The organism is Bradyrhizobium sp. Mp27, assembly GCF_029953005.1.
In the GTDB taxonomy this organism is placed as follows: Bacteria; Pseudomonadota; Alphaproteobacteria; order Rhizobiales; family Xanthobacteraceae; genus Bradyrhizobium; species Bradyrhizobium barranii.
In genome coordinates, this window is record NZ_JASAUS010000077.1 from 20,451 (window position 1) to 41,349 (window position 20,899).

Annotated in this window: 19 protein-coding genes and 3 pseudogenes; 19 read left to right on the forward strand and 3 right to left on the reverse strand. The window is 63.4% G+C overall.

All coding sequences use genetic code 11. From position 1 onward, the window contains the following. Positions 1–18: 18 nt before the first annotated feature. From QJT78_RS30685 to QJT78_RS30720, 8 genes and pseudogenes are all read left to right on the forward strand, one after another. Positions 19–441, forward strand: a complete 423-nt coding sequence (locus QJT78_RS30685) for a hypothetical protein (RefSeq protein ID WP_038943323.1) — start codon at positions 19–21, stop codon at positions 439–441. Position 442: 1 nt separating this feature from the next. After that, the gene (locus QJT78_RS30690) at positions 443–3,145 is read left to right on the forward strand and encodes an SGNH/GDSL hydrolase family protein (RefSeq protein WP_080586586.1); all 2,703 of its coding nucleotides are present in this window, start codon (positions 443–445) and stop codon (positions 3,143–3,145) included. A gap of 173 nt (positions 3,146–3,318) precedes the next feature. Continuing rightward, entirely contained in the window at positions 3,319–3,750 is a 432-nt protein-coding gene (locus tag QJT78_RS30695; protein WP_028151848.1) for a hypothetical protein, read from the forward strand. 122 nt (positions 3,751–3,872) lie between these two features. Then, entirely contained in the window at positions 3,873–4,169 is a 297-nt protein-coding gene (locus QJT78_RS30700) for a hypothetical protein (RefSeq protein WP_041960511.1), read from the forward strand. A gap of 1,199 nt (positions 4,170–5,368) precedes the next feature. Continuing rightward, positions 5,369–5,989, forward strand: a pseudogene (locus QJT78_RS30705) (phage tail length tape measure family protein); the annotation flags it as partial. A 1,551-nt stretch (positions 5,990–7,540) separates the two neighbouring features. Then, positions 7,541–7,705, forward strand: a pseudogene (locus tag QJT78_RS30710) (phage tail tape measure protein); the annotation flags it as partial. A 221-nt stretch (positions 7,706–7,926) separates the two neighbouring features. After that, positions 7,927–8,298, forward strand: coding sequence for a hypothetical protein (locus tag QJT78_RS30715; protein WP_038943320.1), 372 nt, complete (start codon positions 7,927–7,929; stop codon positions 8,296–8,298). Beyond that, positions 8,298–8,822 carry a DUF1833 family protein gene (locus tag QJT78_RS30720; protein WP_038943319.1) on the forward strand — a complete coding sequence of 175 codons (525 nt, stop codon included), beginning with the start codon at positions 8,298–8,300 and terminating at the stop codon, positions 8,820–8,822. Before QJT78_RS30715 ends, QJT78_RS30720 begins: the two co-directional genes overlap by 1 nt. On the opposite strand, the gene QJT78_RS30725 is transcribed toward QJT78_RS30720, so the two are convergent. Further along, the gene (locus tag QJT78_RS30725; protein ID WP_038943318.1) at positions 8,819–9,172 is read right to left on the reverse strand and encodes a hypothetical protein; all 354 of its coding nucleotides are present in this window, start codon (positions 9,170–9,172) and stop codon (positions 8,819–8,821) included. The two genes, QJT78_RS30720 and QJT78_RS30725, sit on opposite strands and share 4 nt — an antisense overlap. Before the next feature lie 36 nt (positions 9,173–9,208). On the opposite strand from QJT78_RS30725, the gene QJT78_RS30730 reads away from it, so the two are divergent. The 5 genes from QJT78_RS30730 to QJT78_RS30750 are packed head-to-tail and all read left to right on the forward strand — an operon-like array spanning position 9,209 to position 16,747. Then, a complete protein-coding gene (locus tag QJT78_RS30730; RefSeq protein WP_155257954.1) occupies positions 9,209–9,646 on the forward strand; it encodes a hypothetical protein in 438 nt (145 codons plus the stop codon). After that, positions 9,646–13,521 carry a host specificity factor TipJ family phage tail protein gene (locus QJT78_RS30735; RefSeq protein ID WP_038943317.1) on the forward strand — a complete coding sequence of 1,292 codons (3,876 nt, stop codon included), beginning with the start codon at positions 9,646–9,648 and terminating at the stop codon, positions 13,519–13,521. The genes QJT78_RS30730 and QJT78_RS30735 overlap by 1 nt, the downstream gene beginning before the upstream one ends. Further along, positions 13,518–13,964: a phage tail assembly chaperone gene (locus QJT78_RS30740; RefSeq protein ID WP_038943316.1), complete on the forward strand. Its 447-nt coding sequence runs from the start codon at positions 13,518–13,520 to the stop codon at positions 13,962–13,964. Before QJT78_RS30735 ends, QJT78_RS30740 begins: the two co-directional genes overlap by 4 nt. Positions 13,965–13,995: 31 nt before the next feature. Further along, on the forward strand, positions 13,996–15,681 hold the full coding sequence (locus QJT78_RS30745) for a hypothetical protein (RefSeq protein WP_028151856.1): 1,686 nt from the start codon (positions 13,996–13,998) through the stop codon (positions 15,679–15,681). A 22-nt stretch (positions 15,682–15,703) separates the two neighbouring features. After that, positions 15,704–16,747 (forward strand): SGNH/GDSL hydrolase family protein, encoded by a 1,044-nt coding sequence (locus tag QJT78_RS30750; protein ID WP_038943315.1) that lies wholly within the window; start codon positions 15,704–15,706, stop codon positions 16,745–16,747. Here QJT78_RS30750 and QJT78_RS30755 read toward each other — a convergent pair. After that, a complete protein-coding gene (locus QJT78_RS30755) occupies positions 16,744–17,454 on the reverse strand; it encodes an SGNH/GDSL hydrolase family protein (RefSeq protein WP_157790445.1) in 711 nt (236 codons plus the stop codon). The genes QJT78_RS30750 and QJT78_RS30755 overlap by 4 nt on opposite strands. 217 nt (positions 17,455–17,671) lie before the next feature. Here QJT78_RS30755 and QJT78_RS30760 point away from each other — a divergent pair, with 217 nt between their 5' ends. Genes QJT78_RS30760 through QJT78_RS30780 form a run of 5 tightly spaced genes read left to right on the forward strand, consistent with a single transcriptional unit; the run spans position 17,672 to position 20,126 of the window. Beyond that, the gene (locus QJT78_RS30760) at positions 17,672–18,895 is read left to right on the forward strand and encodes a peptidoglycan-binding protein (RefSeq protein WP_038943312.1); all 1,224 of its coding nucleotides are present in this window, start codon (positions 17,672–17,674) and stop codon (positions 18,893–18,895) included. Next, positions 18,892–19,401 (forward strand): hypothetical protein, encoded by a 510-nt coding sequence (locus QJT78_RS30765; RefSeq protein ID WP_038943311.1) that lies wholly within the window; start codon positions 18,892–18,894, stop codon positions 19,399–19,401. Before QJT78_RS30760 ends, QJT78_RS30765 begins: the two co-directional genes overlap by 4 nt. Next, positions 19,373–19,522: a hypothetical protein gene (locus QJT78_RS30770; protein WP_157790146.1), complete on the forward strand. Its 150-nt coding sequence runs from the start codon at positions 19,373–19,375 to the stop codon at positions 19,520–19,522. Before QJT78_RS30765 ends, QJT78_RS30770 begins: the two co-directional genes overlap by 29 nt. Further along, positions 19,519–19,890, forward strand: coding sequence for a DUF1515 family protein (locus tag QJT78_RS30775; RefSeq protein ID WP_038943310.1), 372 nt, complete (start codon positions 19,519–19,521; stop codon positions 19,888–19,890). Before QJT78_RS30770 ends, QJT78_RS30775 begins: the two co-directional genes overlap by 4 nt. Further along, positions 19,887–20,126, forward strand: coding sequence for a hypothetical protein (locus QJT78_RS30780; RefSeq protein WP_038943309.1), 240 nt, complete (start codon positions 19,887–19,889; stop codon positions 20,124–20,126). Before QJT78_RS30775 ends, QJT78_RS30780 begins: the two co-directional genes overlap by 4 nt. 160 nt (positions 20,127–20,286) lie before the next feature. Here the strand turns inward: QJT78_RS30780 and QJT78_RS30785 are convergent, their stop codons facing one another. Next, complete coding sequence (locus QJT78_RS30785) at positions 20,287–20,652, reverse strand: hypothetical protein (RefSeq protein ID WP_157790147.1); 366 nt, start codon at positions 20,650–20,652, stop codon at positions 20,287–20,289. A gap of 46 nt (positions 20,653–20,698) precedes the next feature. Here QJT78_RS30785 and QJT78_RS30790 point away from each other — a divergent pair. After that, a pseudogene (locus tag QJT78_RS30790) lies at positions 20,699–20,899 on the forward strand (DDE-type integrase/transposase/recombinase); the annotation flags it as partial.

Here is a 20,899-nt window from a genome sequence, read left to right on the forward strand (position 1 = left end):
CTTGCCTTTCGGAGGTAGATGATGGCGCTGAATATCCCGCAATATCTGCGAACGGCGCTTGGCTTTGCTCCGTCGAGCAAGACCGAGGGGGCAATTCCTGTCGAGGACATCGGCCTCTATGCTGGCGCAAAAATCGTCTCCATAGCCGGCACGGCGGTGACGCTCGACAATGATGCGCACCACGCGAGGATATTGGACTTTACGGCCGGATCTGCGGTTACGGTTTCAGTCCCTAACTCGCTACGACCCGACTTTTTCTGTGGCATCAGCCAAGGCGGAGCCGGGCAGGTGACTGTTGCGGTGGCCGCGGGGGCCGCAGGAGTCGGCGTCACACTCAACGAACCTAGCAACCAACTGAAGACGTCGGCCCAGTTCGTGATGCTTTCGCTCATCGCGTTCTCGCGCAACACATTCCGTCTCTTTGGTAGCACGGCCGCCTGAAATGCAGATCGGCGTTCCATCTCTTCTTCAGCCAGGCGCTTCCCTTGGGGGAGGGGTGCCAGCCAAGATCGCGCTGCTGCGGGCGAATGGGCTCGCGGCAAAGCCTCTTGTCGCGATGGTGTCGCCTCCGACCATCACGATGAACGCGACGGCGAACGCCAATAGCTCGGTTGTCCCCGGCAACTACGACTCGAAGTACACCGCGACCGATCCGCTGTTCACCTATGTCGGTGGCGTGGTCGCCACGCAGGCGTCCTCCGGCCCTCCGGGAGCGTTCTGGGCAAAGGGCGCGGGCTCTAACTACGGCACGGGCAACGGCTATCAAGGCACAAGCTCGGTCTATTTTCAGACATCGGATGCGGACGTTGATATCTCGTTCGTGGCGCAGCTCGGTACTCAATGCGCCTACCGCATCTCGATTGACGTTCTCGACGGCAACGGCTTCAAGGCAACTGCCTTGCAGCCGCGCACCGACATCCAGGCGCTGGCCGATTTCAGCGGCCATCGCGTCAAGATCGCCAACGGATCGGTGGCGCCGCGCCGGTACCGCATCGAGTTCGAGAACTTCCTGTTTTTTGCCGGCGTCGACGTCGCTGGCACCATCACGAAGTACGATCCGGGCGGGCCCAAGATCCTCGTGATTGGCGACAGTCATGTGGCAGGAACGGGCGCGACGTCGAACCTGCTCGGCATGGCGCACAGGCTCAAGGAAGCGCTGGGCGTGCACAACGTTCTGGCGCAGGGGCAGGGCGGCACGGGCTATCTGACGACGAACATCGCCGGGACCGAGACGATGCGGGCGCGCATCCCGAACGAGATCACGCCGCGCAATCCCGACCTGATCATCGGTCTACCAGGGTACAACGATCAATCCCCGACGCCAGCAGCGCTGCAAGCTGAGGTAACGGCGTTTCTCAACGCTTTAGCCACGGCGCTCCCGGGGGTGCCTTACATTCAAGTAGGGCCGCCCCGCCGCGGCGTCTCGGGGGCCTTCACTCCGACGCAAGCCCGAGCCGACGCGATCAAGGCCGCCGTTCAAGCCGATAGCCGGTACGGTCGCTTGGTTTTCTTCGTCGATAGTTGGGCCGCCGACTGGGAACATGGCACGGGCCGCGTCGGCGCCACGACTGGCGACGGCAATGCCGACACCTGGGTCGGTACCGACAACGTGCATCGAACCGACACCGGCCATAACGGCTGGCAAATGCAGATGGGGCCTGCAATCCGCTCGGCGCTGGGCATACCGGAGGCGCCCGCGATCTCGATCCCGGCGACCAACCTTAAGGCGGTCTACTCCACCACTCGCCTTTCGACGTGGACGGGAAGTTGCATCCGGGTGCAGCGCGCGTCCGATAGCGCACAGATGGATATCGGCTTCGCCGGGAATATCGTTGACAAGGCGACGGCGGATAGCTTTGCGGCTGGGTCCGCCTTGACCATCGCCAAGGTCTACGACCAGTCAGGCAATGGTCTGGATCTTGTCCAGGCGACCGACGCCAACCGTCCAATCTTCTCTCCGCTGAATGAGTGGGCGGGTATCCGGCCGATCACCTTCGACACGTGGCCGCAGAGCGCGGTCGCGAAGTGGCTCGATACGCCGGTGTTGGCCGGCCTCAACCGGCAGGCCATCAGCGTCTACATGATGATGGTTGACCACTGCCCCAACCAGCAGAACCTCATCTGGGAGGGTTTTTCCGACACGGGATTCGCCACCTCGAATTCGTTCCTGCTCGGCTCTGGTGGCGGTCTAGGTGCGAATTTCGGGAGTCTGATCTTCAACACGTATTTCCCGCGCAGCCATTTGCAGACGATCACGACCGTGTGCGGTGGATCCAACGTCCGTGCGCGGTTCGACGGTGTCGAGCGGACGTTCGCGACGGGCGCGATCTCGTCCTCTGCGATCCAAGGGATGCGCTTCGGCAAGAGCTCGCTCAACAACCAGTACAATTCGCAGAACGACGTGTTCTGCATTGCTATCTATGCGCAAGCTGACGCCGCGGCGGCGAACCTGGTCGTCGAGAACGCGCTCAATGCTTCGTTCAATCCGGATCGCGCCGGCAACACCACCTGGACTTACCGACTTGTCGAGGACGGCAATTCTCTGATGAGCGGCGTCGGCGCAGCTTCGCTGCAGAGTGCGGGCTGGCAGGGCGGCTTTGGCCGTGGCCCGCAAGGCGACGTCCGCGCATGGGAATACTACAACATGGGGCTGGCCGGCCAGACTCTCGCGACAGCCTATACCAACCGCGCGCGTGTGCTCGGCCTGTTCGACGCGACCAAGTCCAAGAACGTCATCCACATCATCGATCCGACCAACGATATCGGTGTCATCACCTACACCAGCACGGCCGATGCCCAGACTGGCAACGCGATCTCTGCGCAGAACCTCTACAACAACTATTTCCTGCCATACGTGCAGGCTGCGCAGGCGGCAGGATTCACCAAGATCGTCACCTCGACAGTTCTCTCGCGGACCAACTTTGGCGTTGGGACTGGAAATTTCAGGGGCGATTGCCGCAACTATTATAACTCTCTGCTGATCGCGGGTGCAGCGGCAAATGGCTACGTCGTTGCCGACGTCGGGGCCATCTCGCAGCTCCAGAACACCGCCGATCTGACCTATTTCCTCTCTGACGGCATTCATCTAACCACAGCGGGGTATGCGCTGGTCGAGGCGGTTCGCAAGCCGCTGGAAATCGCTTAGTACAATCGGTCCGCCTTTCTCGCGGAGCCTCATCTCGTCACTGCAACGTGCAACATCTACCCGCGATCTGGACCGGTTGGTGCCGGTAGAGGATTGGTGTCCTCAAGATCGCCGGCTTCATCGCCTGGCACCCTGGCCGGGCTTCCCTTGACCCTCAAGGTGACACCAAGCCCATGGAAACCTCCCCGGAAACTGCCTCTACCAAGAAAATCGTTCGTCTCGAGTCCCTCAAAGCCGACCTGCAAAAGGAGCGGGAAGGCGACTGGATCAAGGCGGTCGATCTCGATCCCAACATCCGCTGGTTCGTCCGGTCGACGAATTTCCCCGACTTCCGAACTTCCCGCGACGCGGCGATGAAGAAGCTTGGGGAGAAATACGGATCCGATCCCATCCCCGACGACGTCAACGCCGAGGTCATGGGCAAGCTCGCCGTCGAGCATCTGCTTCTCGGCTGGGAAGGCCTCGACGCCGAATACACCCCGGAAGCTGCGGCCGAGATCCTGACCGACGAGGCCTATCGGAAGGTCAGGTACTCGATCTACATCGCGGCCAGCCGTGTCGGCACCTCCGAGGTCCAGTACGTCGGCAACACCGCAAAAAACTGAGGGCCGCCCTTCGCTATGAGCTCGAGCAGAAGGGTAAGGACGAATGGCTCGCAGAGCTCGCTGAGGAAGATCCCGACGCCGCGGAGTTCTCCGGGGCGGCGGGTCGACCACAAGATGCCTTCGTGCCGCCAGGTGCGGAAATCTGCTGGCGGGCCTGGCACGCGCTGAGGTTCGATCGGCAGTACGGCGCCATGGGCGGCGAGTCGCCCATCATGTTCCTTTCGATCGATGCATATGCGCGACGGTACCGCATCCGCGGCGCCGCCTTCGAGACGTTCCACGCCTTGGTCGGTGCCTTGGACGAGGAATACCTCGAGCATGTCCAGCGTAAGTCGGACGACGCCCGACAGGCCGATGAAGAGCGCCGGCGGGTAGCCGCCCGCGGTCCCGCACCAAATCCCAATGAGGCCACATACTGATGCCTGGCGTCGCTCTCTCATCGCTGAGGGTTACCTCTGATTTTGACGCCACGGCTTACACCCGTGGCGCTCAACAGAAGGTCGACGCCGACGCTCGCATGATCGCCAGCGACAAGGCGCTCAATGCGGCACTGGCGCAGTCCGACGCCGCGCTGGCGAAGATCCCCGGCGGCATGGCGTCGGTCAGCAAGTCGCTGCTCGATGGCTACGGAGCCGGCCAGCAGTTCGAGGCCTTGATCCGCCGCATCAACAACGCGGCCGATCGCGGTATGGGGCTGGACCGGGTCAACCTGCTTCTGGATGCGGCCTACCGGAAGTTTGGGCTGACGGCGGATGCGGCAAATCTCGCCGCAACCGGCTACGTCTCGATCACGGCCGCGGTGAAGGAACTCAACGAACAGTACGAGATCCAGAACGAGGTGGCGGCGCGCGCTGCTGCTGCGATGGCGCAGGTCTCTACGGCGGCCGCGGCTCAGTCTTCGATCAACGCCAGGCTCGGTGTCGGCGGAGGCTCGGGCAAATCTGCCCAGGAGTCCGCTGACGCGTTCCTGGCACAATTCGGTGGGCTGGAGGGCATCGCTCGCGCGAAGGCGCAGGAAGCCGGCAACGCATTCGCCGCCGATCTTGATGCTCGCATGGTCGCCGGCGCCGGGAAGTCCGCGCGCGACTCGGCAAATGCGTTCGACGCCGAACTCTCACGGCTGGACGAGATCGCAGGGATGCGTGCTCAGCAGGCCGGCACCAATTTCCAGCGCAGCCTGACCGAGGCTCTTGGCGGTGGCGGCGGCTCCGCGACATCCCGCGGCGCGACTTTCTCCGCCCTCGAGGAGCAGTTCAACAGATTGGAGGCTATTGCAGCCGCGAAGTCGACGCAAATCGCTCAGGCCACGCAACAAGGACTCCGCGATGCGTTCCGGATGGACACGCGCGCGACCGACTATCAACTGCCCGATGCTTTCGGAAAGACAAACGTAGCGACGGTCAGCGCTCTCGAAGAGATGGCCAAGGCGGAAGAGAAAGCCGCCGCGCAAGCCGCCGCACTGCGCGCCGAGATCAACCCGCTCGAAGCCGAAATGGTCAAACTCGGCAAGCAGATGGCCGAGTACCGGAAGATGCTCGACCAGGGCTTAATCTCGAGCTCTGAGTTCGAGCAAGCGCAGGGTATGGCGGCGAAGCGTCTTTCCGACGTCGACATGAACATGCGGGATGCGGCCACCGGCGGCCGCGTCCTTTCCGGCGAAATGGCCAATCTCGGCTACCAGGTCAACGACGTGGTCACCGGCCTGATGCTGGGCCAGCCGCTGTTCATGATCGCGGCACAGCAGGGCGGTCAGGTCTACCAGATCTTCTCGAGGTCCAAGGCCAGCGTCGGTGAGTTCGCCGGTTCGTACCTGAGCTCGCTCACCAGCATGGTGACGCCGACCCGGGCGGTGTTCGGCGGCATCGCGGCCGTGGTCACCACCGCGGCGATCGCGCTGAACAGCTACCTCGACAAGCAGCACCAGGTCAGCATGAGCCTCTTGGGCTCAGGGCGCGGTTCCGGCGCCAACGCGGCCGGCATCAACGGGATCGCGAATGCGGCCGCCACTCCGAACGGGCTCTCAGTCAGCGAGGCCCGCGAGTTTGCCTCGACGCTGGTCCAGACCGGCAAGATCGCGAACGACAATCTGCTGCCAATCGTCCAGATCGGCAAGGACATCACGCGCATCTATGGCATCGACGCCACCGAGGCGGCCAAGATGCTGGCCGACGCCTTCGCGGATCCGGAGAAGGGCGCCACCGAGCTCAACAACTGGCTCGGCTTCCTCGACGCCGGAATGAAGCGCAACATCGATAATCTCGTTGCGCAGAACAAGCTATTCGATGCGCAGAAGGCACTTCTTGCGGGCGTCAAATCCGGCCTAACCGGCGTCAGCGAAGCCGTCTCGACGTCCTCTACAGTGTGGACAGTCCTCGGGAATGCGGTCTCGAATGCGTGGGACGCGACCGGCGCCTTCATCGCGAAGCAGATCGGGCTGACCGACTCGCTGGAAGAGAAAATCGCGCGGGCGCGCCAGAACCTCGACGAACTGCGCCGGGGAGGATCGAATACCCAGAACGCCATGAGCGCCGCGACGGGCTTTGGCGACATTCTCGGGATCGAGGACACCCCGGATCCGGGCAAGATTGCAGCCGCGGAAGAGGCACTCAATCGGCTCGTCGCGGTCCAGCAGAAGCTGGCTGCGGCTACGGATGTCGCCCGCGCGGCCCAGCAGTCCTTCCTCCAGGAGTCCTTGGTCCGCGGACTGTCGCCCGAGATCTCCGCGATCGAGAAGCTCAACAACGACTTCACGGTGCTCGACGGCCTGATGAAGAGCATCGGCGGCGACGAGGCCGCCGGCGCCCGCCTCGCCGCGCTCGGCCTCAGCATGAGACAGGTGTCGGATGCTACCGAGGTCGCTCGCGAGAAAATCCGGTCCTTCAAGACCGACTTCGAGCAGTCGATCAGTCAGTCCAACACCGCGCTGCAGGCCATCACGGCGTTCTCGCCATCGGCCAAGGGCGGCATCGCGTATCAGCAGTCGATCGACTCCAACCGCAACGCGAACCTCACCGCGTCGCAGAAACAGGTCGAGGCCGAGCTCGCCTACCAGATCGCGCTGAAGCAGGCCACGACCGCGATATCGGAGCAGGGGCGCGTCCGGCTGCTCACCGCAAACCAGAGCGTCCAGAGCACCCAACTCGAGATTGAGCTCGTCGGGAAGTCGGTCGGGCAGCAGGCCGAGCTACGCGCCAATCTTCAGGCTCGCCAGCAGCTGGAGCAGGAAGCCAGCGCGAACCGGACCGCGTTTGATCAAAAGCAGTACGAGGATCTGAAAAGGATCAATGCTGAGCTTGGTCGCCGGACTGATCTGGCCGCGAAAGCTCAGATCAACCAGGACATCAAGTTTGGCAGTCAGACCGCACTGCTTTCACCCGATGATGTCCAGATCGCGCAGCAACTCAAGGGCAGCTATCCGGATGTCGCCACGGCCCTCGGTAGCGTCGAAGCGCAGGGGCTCCGCACCAATCAGGCCCTGAGCGGGCTGTCGTCGACGATCTCCGGTCAATTGACGACCGGGCTCGCCGACATCGTCGACGGCACGAAGTCCATAGGCCAGGGCTTCCAGGATATGTCGAGGCTCGTTATTCGCGCGATCGAGGAGATGATCATCAAGATCGCGATCATCCAGCCGATGATGCAGGCGCTCCAGATGGGGGCCAACAACTTGGGCCTCGGATCGGGGATCACGAACCTCTTCGGAGGAGGCAGCGCTGGACTCGCCAATACCGGCATGGCCGGTAGCGCGTTTTATGGTCCGGTCGCGCCCAGTGCGCTCGGCAACGTCTTCGCAGGCGGCAATATCATCCCCTTCGCGCGCGGCGGCGTCGTGCACGGTCCAACCATCTTCCCGATGGCGAATGGCGGTACCGGTCTCGCCGGTGAAGCCGGGCCGGAGGCGATCATGCCGCTACGGCGTGGCCCCGACGGCCGTCTGGGTGTCGCCGCCGGCGGCGCGGCCAACGACAACCGCTCTTCCGGCGGGGTTGTCGTCAACGTCATCAACCAAACCGGCGTTCAAGCCGAGGCCTCCACGTCTCGTAACGCCAACGGTGATCTCACCGTCACGCTGAAGAAGATGATGGACGACGCGGTTGGACAGTCACTCTCGTCCGGGAACGGCTCGCGCGTGATGAAAAATCAGTATGGCGTCAGGCAGTTTATGGGGTCCTGAGGATGGCACTACCATCATGGCCAGCGGTACCGTATCGGCCCGCCCGAGACAGCTTCCAGCCGATCAAGCCGTTTCTCGATCCGATCGCGACCGAGATGGAAGGCGGCAACATCCGTCAGCGGCCGCGGCCAGGCGACAACGTCGCAACGCTGGGCCAGTCCATCATGATGACGCCGGCTGAAGCCGAAACGTTCAAGACGTGGGTCAAGACGACGTTGGCGAACGGCACCGCGCGGTTCACGGCTCAGGTCTGGACTGGGGCTGCGTACGTCTCGAAGACCTGCCAGTTCGCAAAGGATGGCAAGCCGACATACGGCGCGTTTTCGGCGACCCGCGTCGTGGTTGCCATGAAACTGTTGGTCTACGATTTCTGATGCCAACACATAACGAAGCCCTGCTCGAGGCATACGCCTCGTGCCCGCCCAGCGCGCGTGTTTACTCCACGCTCGAGATCTGGCAGTCATCGTTTGACGAGCCGGCGCGCGTTGTCGCGAACGTCGGCGACGACATGGATTTTGGCATCGAAATCGGCGCGCCTCGTAATGGTGGCGAGACCGTCACCTTCATCGCTTGTCCGTTCGAAGCAAAGTATCCGGAACAGCGTGAGGGGCAGCCACCCTCGACCACAATCACGATCGACAACGTCGGCCGCGAGTTGGTGCCGAAGATCCGCGCCGCGCAGGGCGTGCGCGAATACATCTCGGTGCTGTATCGCGAGTATCTCAACAGCGATCTAACTGAACCGGCATACGGTCCCGTCGAGTTTGAACTGCGCGAAGTCAAAATGGTGGGGACGTCGCTGAGCGGAACGGTGGTCGTGAAGAACCTGCAGAACAAGCGGTTCCCGCGTATCACCAAAAACTATGACTACGTCCAATTCCCGAGTCTTCTGCCTTAACGGCTGACGGGCTGCAGCGGCACGTAGGAGCGATTTGGGCATCCAAACATCGTGTTGTCTTTGACCATGTTCACGATGGCGCCCTTCGAGAGGAAGAACATCGAGAAGTCCGACGTCGCTGTCCATCCGTTGGCGCCGTTCGGGATATCGAGCCTGGCGCAAACCACGGTCTCGCCGCTTAGGGCTTGCCACTGATCAGAGATCGAGAAGTGCCGCTCCGCCGCGCTGAAATAGGACAGCCCGCGCGCGACCGTCTTGGCAACTTCGTCGGAAGGGGCTGCGGCGGCCTGGCCGCTGAGGCAGGACAGAATGGCCATCAAGCAAAGAACGAACGGGAAATGGTGGCGCATTGGGCTCCTCCAGCCGGATTGCCCCGAGACTAGGCGATGACTATGGGCCCTGTCGATACCCAGCGCCGCGCTGGCTTCTTGGCGCCCCTGATCGGCGAGCCCTGGGCTTGGCAGTCCCGCAACTGCTGGGACTTCGCCCGCCACGTCCAGCGCGAACTGTTCGGCCTCGAGTTGCCTGGCATCGTCGTCCCATCTGACTTTTCGCGGCGTTGGGTGCTGACAGAGTTCGGCCGCCATCCGGAACGGGCGAGGTGGCAGGCCGTTCCCGATGGCCCCGGCGGCTTGGTGACGGCCGCGGATGGCGCCCTGGTGCTGATGGCACATGCGCGCTTTCCCGCGCATATCGGCGTTTGGCTGAGGCCTGAGGCGCGCGTGATCCACTGCGACGACAAGACCGGCGTCGCCTGCGAGGCGCCGCTCGCGCTGCGCCAGATGGGCTGGAAGAATCTGACTTTCTTCGAACCGAGATCCTGATGCACGGTACCGTGAGAAAATCTCCGGCGCTCCCCGCGCCGGCGCGCTCCAACGCGCGTCGTGATCGCCGCGCCGACCGCGCGCGTCGTCCCGTGCTGCACCTCGTCATGCCCGGCCTCGAGGTCGCGCAGGCCGAGCCGCAGCCGCGCGAGACCGTGACGGCCTTCTTGCGGCGCACGGGTTGGGCGAAGCGGGATCGGGTCTACGGCTGGCAATTCCGGAAGGGATTGCCGACCGTCCTCGAGATCAACGGCGAGGCGGTGCTGCGCAAGAGTTGGTCGCGCCGGCGCATCGCGGCTAACGACAATGTTCGGTTCGTCTCCTATCCGCTCGGTGGGGGCGGTGGTGGTGCCAAGCAAGTCATTGGCATGGTCGCACTCATCGCGGTCGCTGCATTTGCAACCGTGGTGACTGGAGGTGCCGCGGCCGGGCTGCTGGGTTCAGCATTCGCGGCCGGCACATTCGGCGCGGCGGCCCTTGGAGCTGTCGTCGGCGTCGCTGGATCGCTCCTCATCAATGCTTTGGTAATGCCCAAGGCCGGCGCGACCAATACGCCGGACGCGACGCAGGATCAGATCTATTCGGTCCAGGCGCAGGGCAACGCCGCAAAACTCGGCCAGCCGCTGCCGGTCTGGTACGGGCGGCTCAAGGCCTATCCGGATTTCGCGGCGACCCCCTGGGGAGAGTTCGTCGGCAACGATCAATTCCTCAATGTGCTGCTGGCGCCGACCATGGGCAGCATGGCCTATGAGGCACTCTACCTCGACGACACCGTGTTCTGGACGCCGGGTGGCGGTATCTCGGCCTCGTTCCCCGGCGCGCAGGTTGCGTTCTACGAACCAGGCGCGACCGTCACGCTATTCCCGACCAACGTCGACCAGTCGATCGAAGTCTCCGGCCAGCAGTTGCCCGACGGCGGTGGCGATGAGGGCGGCCAGTACGATGCCGGTTTCGGCCCGCTGACCTATGGTTCGCCGCTCGGCCCGTTCGTTTCCAACCCCGCCGGCACGCAGACGCAGGCGATCGCGATCGACATCGTGTTTCCGGCGGGATGCTTCACGGTCAATCAGGACAACAGCAACTACGGCTACTCGAGATGCACACTCAAGGCCGAGTATGCGCCTTGCGACGATGCCGGCGTCCAGACCGGGCCGTTCTCGACTCTGTTCGAGACCACCAAGCAGTTCAACTCAAACTCTCCTGTCCGTGACACCACGAAGGTAGATGTTGCTCCTGGGCGATACCTGGTGCGGCTCAGCCGCATGGGCATTAACTCGCAGTCGAAGTACGGCGTCGATACCGTGATTTGGGCCGGGCTTCGGTCCTTCCTCAAGGGCAACAATTCCTTCCCCGACGTCTCGACCGTGGCGATCCGGCTCAAGGCGTCCCAGTCGACGCAGGGCTCCTACAAATTCGGCGTGCTCGGAACGCGCAAGCTGCTGGTCTGGACCGGCTCCACGTTCGAGTTGCAGGCCACCCGCAGCAATGCATGGGCGTTCCTGGATGCAGCGACCAATTCGCAATACGGTTCCGGTCTGTCGATCGCCAAGGTCGATTTCAACGCCGTGGTCAATCATGCTGCTGGCTGCGCGTCCCGCGGCGATACCTTCGATTATCGGTTCTCGGCCGCGATCGCGGTGCCGGAGGCGCTCGACAAGATCCTGACTGCCTCGCGCGCGCGGCATTTCTGGCTCGGGGACACGATCTCGATCGTGCGCGACGAATGGCGCGACGTGCCGACCATGCTGCTCACCGATCGCGAGATCGTGCGCGACTCGACGCAGGTCGGGTTCACGATGCTGGGGGATGAGGACCCTGACGCGGTCATCGTCGAATATGTTGACGAGCAGACCTGGCTACCGGGACAAGTGCAGTATCCGCCGAACGGCGACGGCTTTGTCGCGGCGAATGCCGAGACCAAGCGCATCGACGGCGTCGTCAATCGGGCACACGCGTTTCGCGAGTGCGCGTTCTATTACCTTCAGTCGATTTACCGGCGCGAGACCGTCCAGATCGGTGTCGAATATGAGGGGCGCGCGATCACCTACGGCCAGGTGCTCCGCGTCCAGTCCGAGTTGCCGCAGAATTACGGCTATGGCGGCGCGGTGGTCGATGTCAACGTCCGGACCCTGACCCTCGACCCTGCGCCGACATGGGATACGGGGCCCTTCTATATCCGCCTGCGCCAGCCGAACGGGCAGTCGTTCGGTCCGGTGCTGTGCACCCAGGGCGCCGATCCCTCGCTCGCCGTGCTGAATGCGACCAGCCTGTCGGCTGCAGAAACGGCGCAGGCCACCACATTGTCGGCCGTGCTCGCGCGCGAGGCTGGAGCCGATTATCCCTCGTTCGAGCTCGGCACCGGCGTCAGCGAATCCCGTCTCTGTGTCGTGCTCGGCGGCGTGCCAAACGGGGAATTGTGCACACTGTCGCTGGTCGTCGACGATGAACGTGTGCACGCGACCGACCTCGGCACGCCGCCGCTGCTGCCGTCGCCGCAGTTCCCGTCCGACTCCAAAGTGCCTCTCATTGTCGGGCTCAACGCCAATTATTCGCAGGGCATCGCGGAGCCGAAGCTTTCGGCGAGCTGGTTTCCGTCCGCCGGCGCCGAGTACTACGTCGCCGACATCTCCTATGACGCCGGTGAGACTTGGGCGCAAGTGTATGAGGGCGCGGATAACAGGTTCGACCAGGTGGTCACGCTGGCGGCGCTGCGGGTGCGCGTCCAGGCAATCACGCCCGGCAAGCTGCGCGGCCCTTACGCGACAGCCGACGTCTCCGCCCCGACGATCACGATCGCGAACAACACGGTCGCTTTGGAGTCGCTGATCGAAGGCATCAGGTACCAGGTTACGGCGCTTCAGGACGCGTTGCGCGATGAGGTCAATGAAGCCCTGAACCGTATCGCGTCTGTTGCGTCTGACGTCGCCGCGCGCGCGCCGCTGGATAAGCAGGATCTACGCTCGCAGCTCGCGGCGCGTTCGGCAGATGCGCTGGCGCAAATCGATGATGTGCGCGAGGTCGCGGTCACGACCGAGGCGGCCTATGCGTCGTTCTCGACGACCGCGAGCGCGACATGGGGGTCGACGACGGCGTTTGTAGAGAATAGCGCCGCCGCTATCGCCACGCTCGACGGCTATGCCGCGGCATCATATGCGGTGACGCTCAACGTCGACGGTTACGTCACGGGCTTGAGCCTGGTGAACGGCGGCAGCGGCGTCTCCACTTTCACTGTCGTCTCCGACAAATTCCAGATCCAGTTGCCTGCCTACAATGGCGGCGCGCCGGTGCCAGTGTTCACGGTCGGAACTCTCAACGGGGTTCCGGCAATCGGGATGAGTGGAAACCTGTACCTCGATGGCACCTTCAACGTGAAGGCCATCGGGGCAGGCCAGATCGACGTCATCTATCTGAAGGCAAACTCGATCGACTCCGCATCGGGCGTGATCAAGGCTCTCGGCGTCAAATCGCTCAGCATCGGCGACAATGCGGTGACGGTGCCGGTCGTGCAGAACCTGGTGGCCAATCTTTTCGGCGGCGGGCTCAAAAACTATTTCAGCTTCAATGTATCAATCGACACGACAGGCTTGTCGGGAAAGCCGATCCCGCTCTTGGTTGTGCTCAATGCCAAGTGGGCGAACGGTGGTCCTGCTACTGAAACAGGTCAATTCGATCTAGTGGTCAACGGCTCTATTGTTGACACCTATACGGTAACCGTCGGTTCGGGGGCGTTCGCGTTCATTCTGTCTAGCGTCCCAGTTAATTTCACCGGCACCGGGGGCACGCTAACGATACCTGTCGTTGCCCGGTTCACCGCTGGCGTGAACACGGCGATGACGGCCGGCAGCACGATCTCTGCAATGGCAGCGAAACGATGAACATTCATTACAACGGCACGACCGGCCAAATCATGTCCTACGGTTTCGGGGCAGACCACGGCGACGGGTTTGAAGACAGTCATTTTCCCGGCTGCAAAGTTGCGATCATTCCAGATCAGCCGATCGATGCCAGGACGCAGAGATTTGACGCTGGCACGTGGAAAGTCGTCGACAAGGACGTGCCGGATCCTCCTCCGGATCGGATGTGGCAGGTGCGGGGCGCCGTGATCTCCGAACTGACCGAAACTGACAGGTTTGTCTTGCCAGATTTTCCGATCTCCGAGACGGCGCGCGCTGCCTGGGTTGACTATCGCAAGGCGCTCAGGGACTCGTCGAAGGGCCGCGCCACGCCGGCGGATGTACTCTCGGTCATTCCTTCCCGTCCGGATGGCGTCGACGGTTTTCAATGGCTGCGATCGCAACTAGCCGCGCCGGGCGCCTGATTAATTTCCAGTTCTCGAAAATGGTGAAGCGATGACAGCGCTTGCGAGCTACTCGACCGGCACAGTTTCCGTAGCCTCTGGCGGAACGACCGTCACGGGCGTCGGCGCGATCTGGTCGGACGCGAACGCGCGGCCCGGCGATATCTTGCAAATCGGCAACTTCCAGTCGGTCATTACCGATAAAACGGATACGACGCACCTAGTCATTCCGCCGTGGGGCGGCGGAGCGCAGGTCGGCGTCGCATACAAGATTTGGCAAGTCTCGCCGCAGCGATTTGCCGGCGCAGAGGCGATGGCGACGGTCAACAAACTGGTCGCAGCACTCGATGCGCGCGAGATCCCGATCGTCGTCGGCGATGACGAGACAGAGCCGGATCCGTCGCTCGGAGAAGAGAGCCAGACCGCAATACAGCCGACGACCGGCAAAGTGTGGGTGATGACCGGCGGGGTCTGGGTTTTCCTCGGAATCTACAAGGCGTTCAGGCCGCGCGGCGCCTATGACAATGCCGCGACCTATTATTACGGCGATGTGCAGACGACTTCGGGATCGTCCTACATCTATATCAACGAAACGCCGAGCGCCGGCCATGGGGCGCCGAACGCGACCTATTGGGAATTGCTGGCCGCGAAGGGTGATCCCGGCAGCACGGGCGCAACCGGCGCCGGTTACGGCGGCACCTCCGCGACGTCGCGGACGATCGGGACCGGATCGCAGGCATTCGCGACGCAGGCCGGCCTTGCCTATCAGAACGGGGCGCGGGTTCGGGCGACGTCGAACAGCGACACGACGAAATGGATGGAAGGCGTCGCGACCTACAGCGGCACGGCGCTTACCATCGCCGTCGACAATATCAACGGCAGCGGAACGTTCGCCGATTGGAATTTCAATATTGCGGGTCAGGTGGGGACTGCTGTGGGCGCTCTGCTTGCGGCCAACAACCTCGCGGACGTCGCCGACATCGCCGCTGCGTTTCGGAACCTCGGCGGCTTTGACCTGTCGACTGTGGTGAACCTGACCGCCGCCTCGACTCTGACCGCGTCTGCCTTCGGTAAGCTGCATTTTATCACCGGGACGGCCGCCTTTGCCACGACACTGCCAACGCCGGTCGGAAATGCAGGCAAGTTGATCGGCTTCATCGTCGGTGCGGTGGCGAGCGCGAGCAAGCTGTTCACACTGACGACGCCGGCCGGAGCGATCGGCCGCTCGGGCTCAAGTATCGTCATGTGGGCCAATGAGAGTGTGCTGCTGCGCTCTAACGGTTCGGATTGGGAGGTGCTTCAATCAAAGCAAATTCCGTTCGTTGGTAGCCTGTCGACCACAACTGACGGGGCGATCTCGGCGACCTTCACGGCCTGCCAACTGACGACTCCCTCGGGCGACCGGACAGGTCTCAACCTGGCGTACGACGCCACGAATAAGACGTTCAAGGCTCCGCGCACGTCGTCGTATCAGTTCAACGGTTACGCCTACCAGACGCAGACCGGCGGCACCTCGACGAACCAGATGCAGCTGGTTGTGAGCGGAGGGGCGCTCGGCGGCGTCTACTCGTGGACGGGGAGCGTCAACGCAGGGACCATCTACGGATCTGCGCTGTTCTCCGTCAACGCCGGTCAGAACGTGTTGATGCTGGGCCGAGGCGACGGAAGCTCACCCAAGTTCGCGGCCTCTCTCGTTCCTGCGTACCTCGACTACGCGGAAATGTGCCCGTCATGGTGAATTCTATCAGTGGGGGGGCGCTGTGTTTTTCTTAGGGGCGCAACGCGCGATCGCGTCAGCCGGCGGCTCAGAATATCCGCCGCCGGGCTCGACACCTGGCAGCTACGCAGCGAACAATGCTGCGATCGCCTATACCGATTGCGTCGCGCCGACATTCGTGAACGGTTGGGCAAGATTCAGGCGGCCGATCGACGACGCGGGGTCCGATTATCAGTATGCCATGCCTGGCGCGCGGCAGCGCTTTCGCTCGACTGCGCCAAGCGTGACGGCGAAGCTGCGCTGGAACGGCCTGATCACTCGGACCGATGCGCGCAATCTGATCGGTCACGTCTTTGTCGACGGCGTATTCAATCGGGATTTCCAGACGCCGGCTGCCATCAACGCCGTGACCGAGGGCGCGCTTGTGCTCAACATGGGGACCAGCGCTGACCGTCTCTACGAAATAATCCTGCCTTACGCCGACGGCGTCGAATTTGGTGAGATCCAGATAGATCCTGCCTACGCTGTCACGGCCGCCGCGGCTCGCACCGGGCCGCTCATGGTCTGTTTGGGGGACAGTATCACGCAGCCATTTTTGGCAACTGACGTGAGACGGGGCTGGCCGTTCCTGCTCGCGCAAGCGTGGGGCTACCGTTGCATCAACATGGGTTATGGCGGCCGTGTGGCCGTCCCTGGCGATGGGACGATCGTTGCGAACCTGAATCCCGACCTGATCACGGTGATGCTGGGAACGAACGAGTTCCTCAGTCAAATCGATCCCGCGACCTACAAAGCAAACTTGAAGGCGCTTCTGATGAATATCCACGCGGTTAAACCAACCGTCCCGGTGTGCGTTTCAGCGCCCATCTCGACGACGGCGACGCGCACCATCCCTTACAGCAGCTACGAGGCTGTTGCGGGCCAGTGTATCACCGAGCTGGGTTACTCTCAGCTTATCGGCGTCGACAAAGCGACGCTGATCACCAACACGGCCACGCAGCTTGGTCCTGATGGGATCCATCCCAACGACGCCGGCAATGCTCAGATGAAGACCGGCTGGAACGCGGCAATCCCGGCGATCCCTTAGTTCAGGGATGATCGGCCTGCGTCGGTCATGGGCTCGCACCCCAAGGCTTTCCGCATCCCGCGTACAACACTTGCCACCCAGATGTCATATGCCTGGCTGGAAAGATGAACTCCGTCGATCGTTGCGGAGGGAAGGTCCGCTTGATCAATCGCGTCGCGAACGTGGATAAGGGTGGCGCCATATTTATTGGCGAGACGACCGACGTCAGCGTTCAATTCGGAGACGATACTTGGATCGAAGCCTGCCGCGTGCGTGAGCGGACCATCAGCTGCGATCGAAGGGACCGTCACAACAGCGAGGCGCGGCGAGAGGGCCGAGGCCTCCTTGAGCAATGCGTCGTAGCTGTTCGCGAAGCCGTCATCGCCCTCCGGGACCGGGTGAGCGTCGTTGGTTCCCAGGGCGAGCACGATCAGCGCTGGGGAGGTGCCATTGAGCAGGGCGCTAATGGTCTTGGCTGCGAAATTCGCATCTGCTCCGCCAATGCCGGCGTTAACCACGGTATGACCGCAGATGGCTTTCGGCAGCGGCGCGGCTTCCGTGATGCTGTCTCCGAGCACGACCACGGGGCCAACCCGCCGAAGTTCTTGACGGATCATAAACTGTCGCACATCGGAATGCTCATGTCCGCTTGCCGGTTTGAGCCGGTCCAAGCGGTTGGTTAGGGCGACGATATCGCTTTTGGCTTTCCGAAGCTGATCACGCGACATGACGAGCCCGGTCGCGCCCAGGGCGACCGCTATGGCGACACCGCTCAGTAGAATTGTTCGTCCCCAGCGCATTGCGGGGCGACACTATCCCACCACAACCCATCCGAGCAAGTGCGCCCGGGGCGCTCTCCACCATAAGTAGCAAGGCCGCCCGTTAACCAAGGTTAACGCGCTGCGCCGCTTCCGTTTTTCCCGACACCCGCTGGAGGCTTCCCACATGCTTGACTTGCATGGCATTTCGCGTGCCGCGTTCGATCTCGTCGTCGCCGAGGAGGTGACGAGCCGGGACTGGTACGAAAAGAAGTACCGCCACGTGCTGGAATATCCCGGCCAGCAGTCCGGGCCGACCGGCGGCATCGGCTACGATTTCGGCACGCAGACCAAGGCGCAGATCCGGGCCGACTGGGCCGACAAGGTCGACGCCGGCATGCTCCGGATCATGCTGGCGGCGTCCGGGGTGCGCGGCGAGGCGGCGAGGGCCTATTCGCGCCAGACGCAGGGGCAGGTCGATATCCCCTGGGACGTCGCGCTCGATGTCTTCAGCAATCACGACCTGCCGCGCTACCTCGGCATCCTGGACCATTACTGCCCCGGCGCGGACCGGCTCGGTCCGGACTGCCGGGGCGCGCTGTTCTCGATCGCGCAGAACCGTGACGCCGCGGGTTTCGTCAAGGCCGGGGCGCGCTATGCCGAGATGCGCGAGATCCGCGCCTGCGTGGCGAGCGGCGATCTCGCCCGCATTCCCGGCCTGATCCGCTCGATGAAACGGCTGTGGCCGCCGACCAATGGCGTCTACAAGCGGCGCGAGCATGAGGCCGTGCTGTTCGAGCGCGGGCTCGCCGAACATCATCCGGAGCAGCACGCAAGATTCGAGGTGACGCCGCCGGCGCCGGACCCGGACCTGGTCGTGCAGGTCCAGACGCGGCTGCGCGAGCTTGGCTATTACGACACCGGCGCCGTCGACGGCCAGCTGGTGCCGAAGGGACGGACCGAGGCGGCCATCCTCGCGTTTCGCCATGAGCATGATCTGCCGCTCGTCCCCGGCATTGATGACGATCTGCTCGCCGCGATGGCGCGGGCCGAGCCGCGGCAGGTCTCCGAGATCCGCAGCAACGCGACCGCGAGCGATCTGCGCGAGCAGGGCTCGGAGACGATCGCCATCACCGACCAGGTCAAGGGCTGGGCCGGCAAGCTGTTCGGCAGCTCCTCGACGCTCGGCGTCACCGGCCTGCTGGCGTGGATCACCGACAAGGCCACGGCGTTCTCCGGCGCCAAGGGTGCGGTTGGCGGCCTCGGCATCCCGCCGGCGGCGATCGCCTGGCTGCTCGCGGCCGTCGTGGTGCTCGCGCTCGTCGCCGGCCTCGGCGTGCTGATCTGGTTCGTCGCGCACAAGGTCGAGATCAAGCGCGTCGCCGACTACCGCGCGGGCAAGAACACATGAGCAGCGCCATCATCGCCACGATCGTGCGGCTCGCCGGACTTGCCGGCGTCAAGCTGTCGCCGTTTTGGGCCGGCGCGGCGCTCGCCGGCGCTCTCGCGCTGATCGTCGTCGCCGGCGCCACGGCCGCCGGCGTGCATCTCTTCAACGCGGGCTATGCGGTCGCGGACGGCGCCTGGCGCGAGAAGGCGCTCGACGCGCAGCTCGCGGCCGCGCGCAAGGATCTCCTCGAGGCCAACCGGGCGGCGGGCGACGCCGCACTGCGGGTGAAGGCCATCGAGCAACGGGCGGAGCAGGAAAAGGCGGGGACCGATGCCTATGTCGACGAGCTGGAAAAACGGAATGCGGCGCTGGTGGCGGCCGGCAAGCCGAATGTGTGCGGCCTCACTTGCGATGATCTGCGCGGGATGCGCATCAAATCCGCTGCCTGCACCGCTCCACCGGGATCTGCCGGCGGTATCGGCGCAGATCTTCGCGCCCGTGCGCGATCCCTCCGCAAGCCTCAATAGCGACGCGCGCGAGCGCCTGGCGCGCACGCGCGATGCGTTGAAAGAGGCGAATGACCGGCTCGAGCAGGCGCGCGCCTGGTACGACGGCGTGCGGCAGAGCTACAGCGAGGGGGCGAAGTGACCGAGGCTGAATCAACACAAGCGGCGCTTTTGAAGATGGCGCAGACGATCGGCGGTCTGGTGGCCTCGGTTGATACGTTGACGCGGCAATGGCGCGACCAGGACGAGAAAGCCTCGCTGGGTCGACGCGATCTGCATCAGAAGATCGATGCTTTCGTCGGCGATCTGCGCCGTCTCGAGGGGCTGATCGAGAAGGCGATTACCGACATCGCGATCATGAAGCCGATCGTCAACGGCGTCGCCGAGGCCCGGCAGCAGATGGCCGGTGCTGCCAAGGCGGGGCGCTGGATCTATTGGGTAGCGACCGGCGGTGGCGGCGCGGCCGTGCTGTGGGTCGCCTCGCATTTCGTCACGGTGGGGTGGAAATGAAAATCGAACCGCAGATCCTGCGTCACGGCCTCGACCAGGCCGCGTTCGGCGTGGCCTCCATCAAGCTCCTGGTCGCGTTCGCGATCGTCATCGCGCTGCTGTCGTTGTTCGCGGCGATCGGCGAGCTGCGCCGGCAGCGGTCGAGCTCGGCCGCAGGCTGGCTCGCCGGCGCTGCGCTCGTGGCGGCAATGGGCGCGGCCATTCTCGTCGGCAGCGTGACGGCGACTTACGCCTGACTTTGTACGCGTCCGGCCGGCTGCGGGTTCGTTCCGTGAAAGGAGGGCGTCGTCGTAAAGCCCGACGGCGGGGTTCCCCTCGCCGGGTCTTTTTTCTAGCGCGGTTGCCTCGCGTGTGTGCGTCGCTCCAAGTGAACCCGCGACGCGGGCTATCGGGATCCTAAGGGTCTAATGCAGAGACGACGCTATCCACCGCCTGCAATCCTGCGACTAGCTGGGATTTGTTCACTTTTACGTCGGGATCATTATGAACTGGATAGTAATCTTGGCGCATCTTCGACAGTGGCGTTCCATGATGCGCGGCGACAACTCCCGCGGTGTTGAAATCCCTCAACTCGCTCACATACTGCGAGATGAACTGCTTCTTTGTCGTAGGCAGTTTCTTTCGGCTTGAGAACCTGCTGAGATTGTTGCGGAACTCAGTGTACAACTGCTCTGCGGTCGCGTCAGCAAACGCCGCATAGGCGGCTGCTGCGCCTTTGAACTGCGTGAAGCGATTGCCGATTGCTAGATGAACCTCGGGCAAGGGCATTTTCCGCGTCGCGATTTTTGCCGCAAATGTGTATCCGCCCTGGGCGAGCCGTGCGGTTCTGGCGTGGCGGTTGTCGAATACGATGGACGTCTCGTTCTGCGTGGCGGCTCTGGAAGAGGCGCTGGCGACGTACGGCACGCCGGAGATTTTCAACACCGACCAGGGCAGCCAGTTCACCAGCGTGGCCTTCACCGGCGCGTTGGTGGGCGCAGGGATCAAGATCTCCATGGATGGCCGCGGT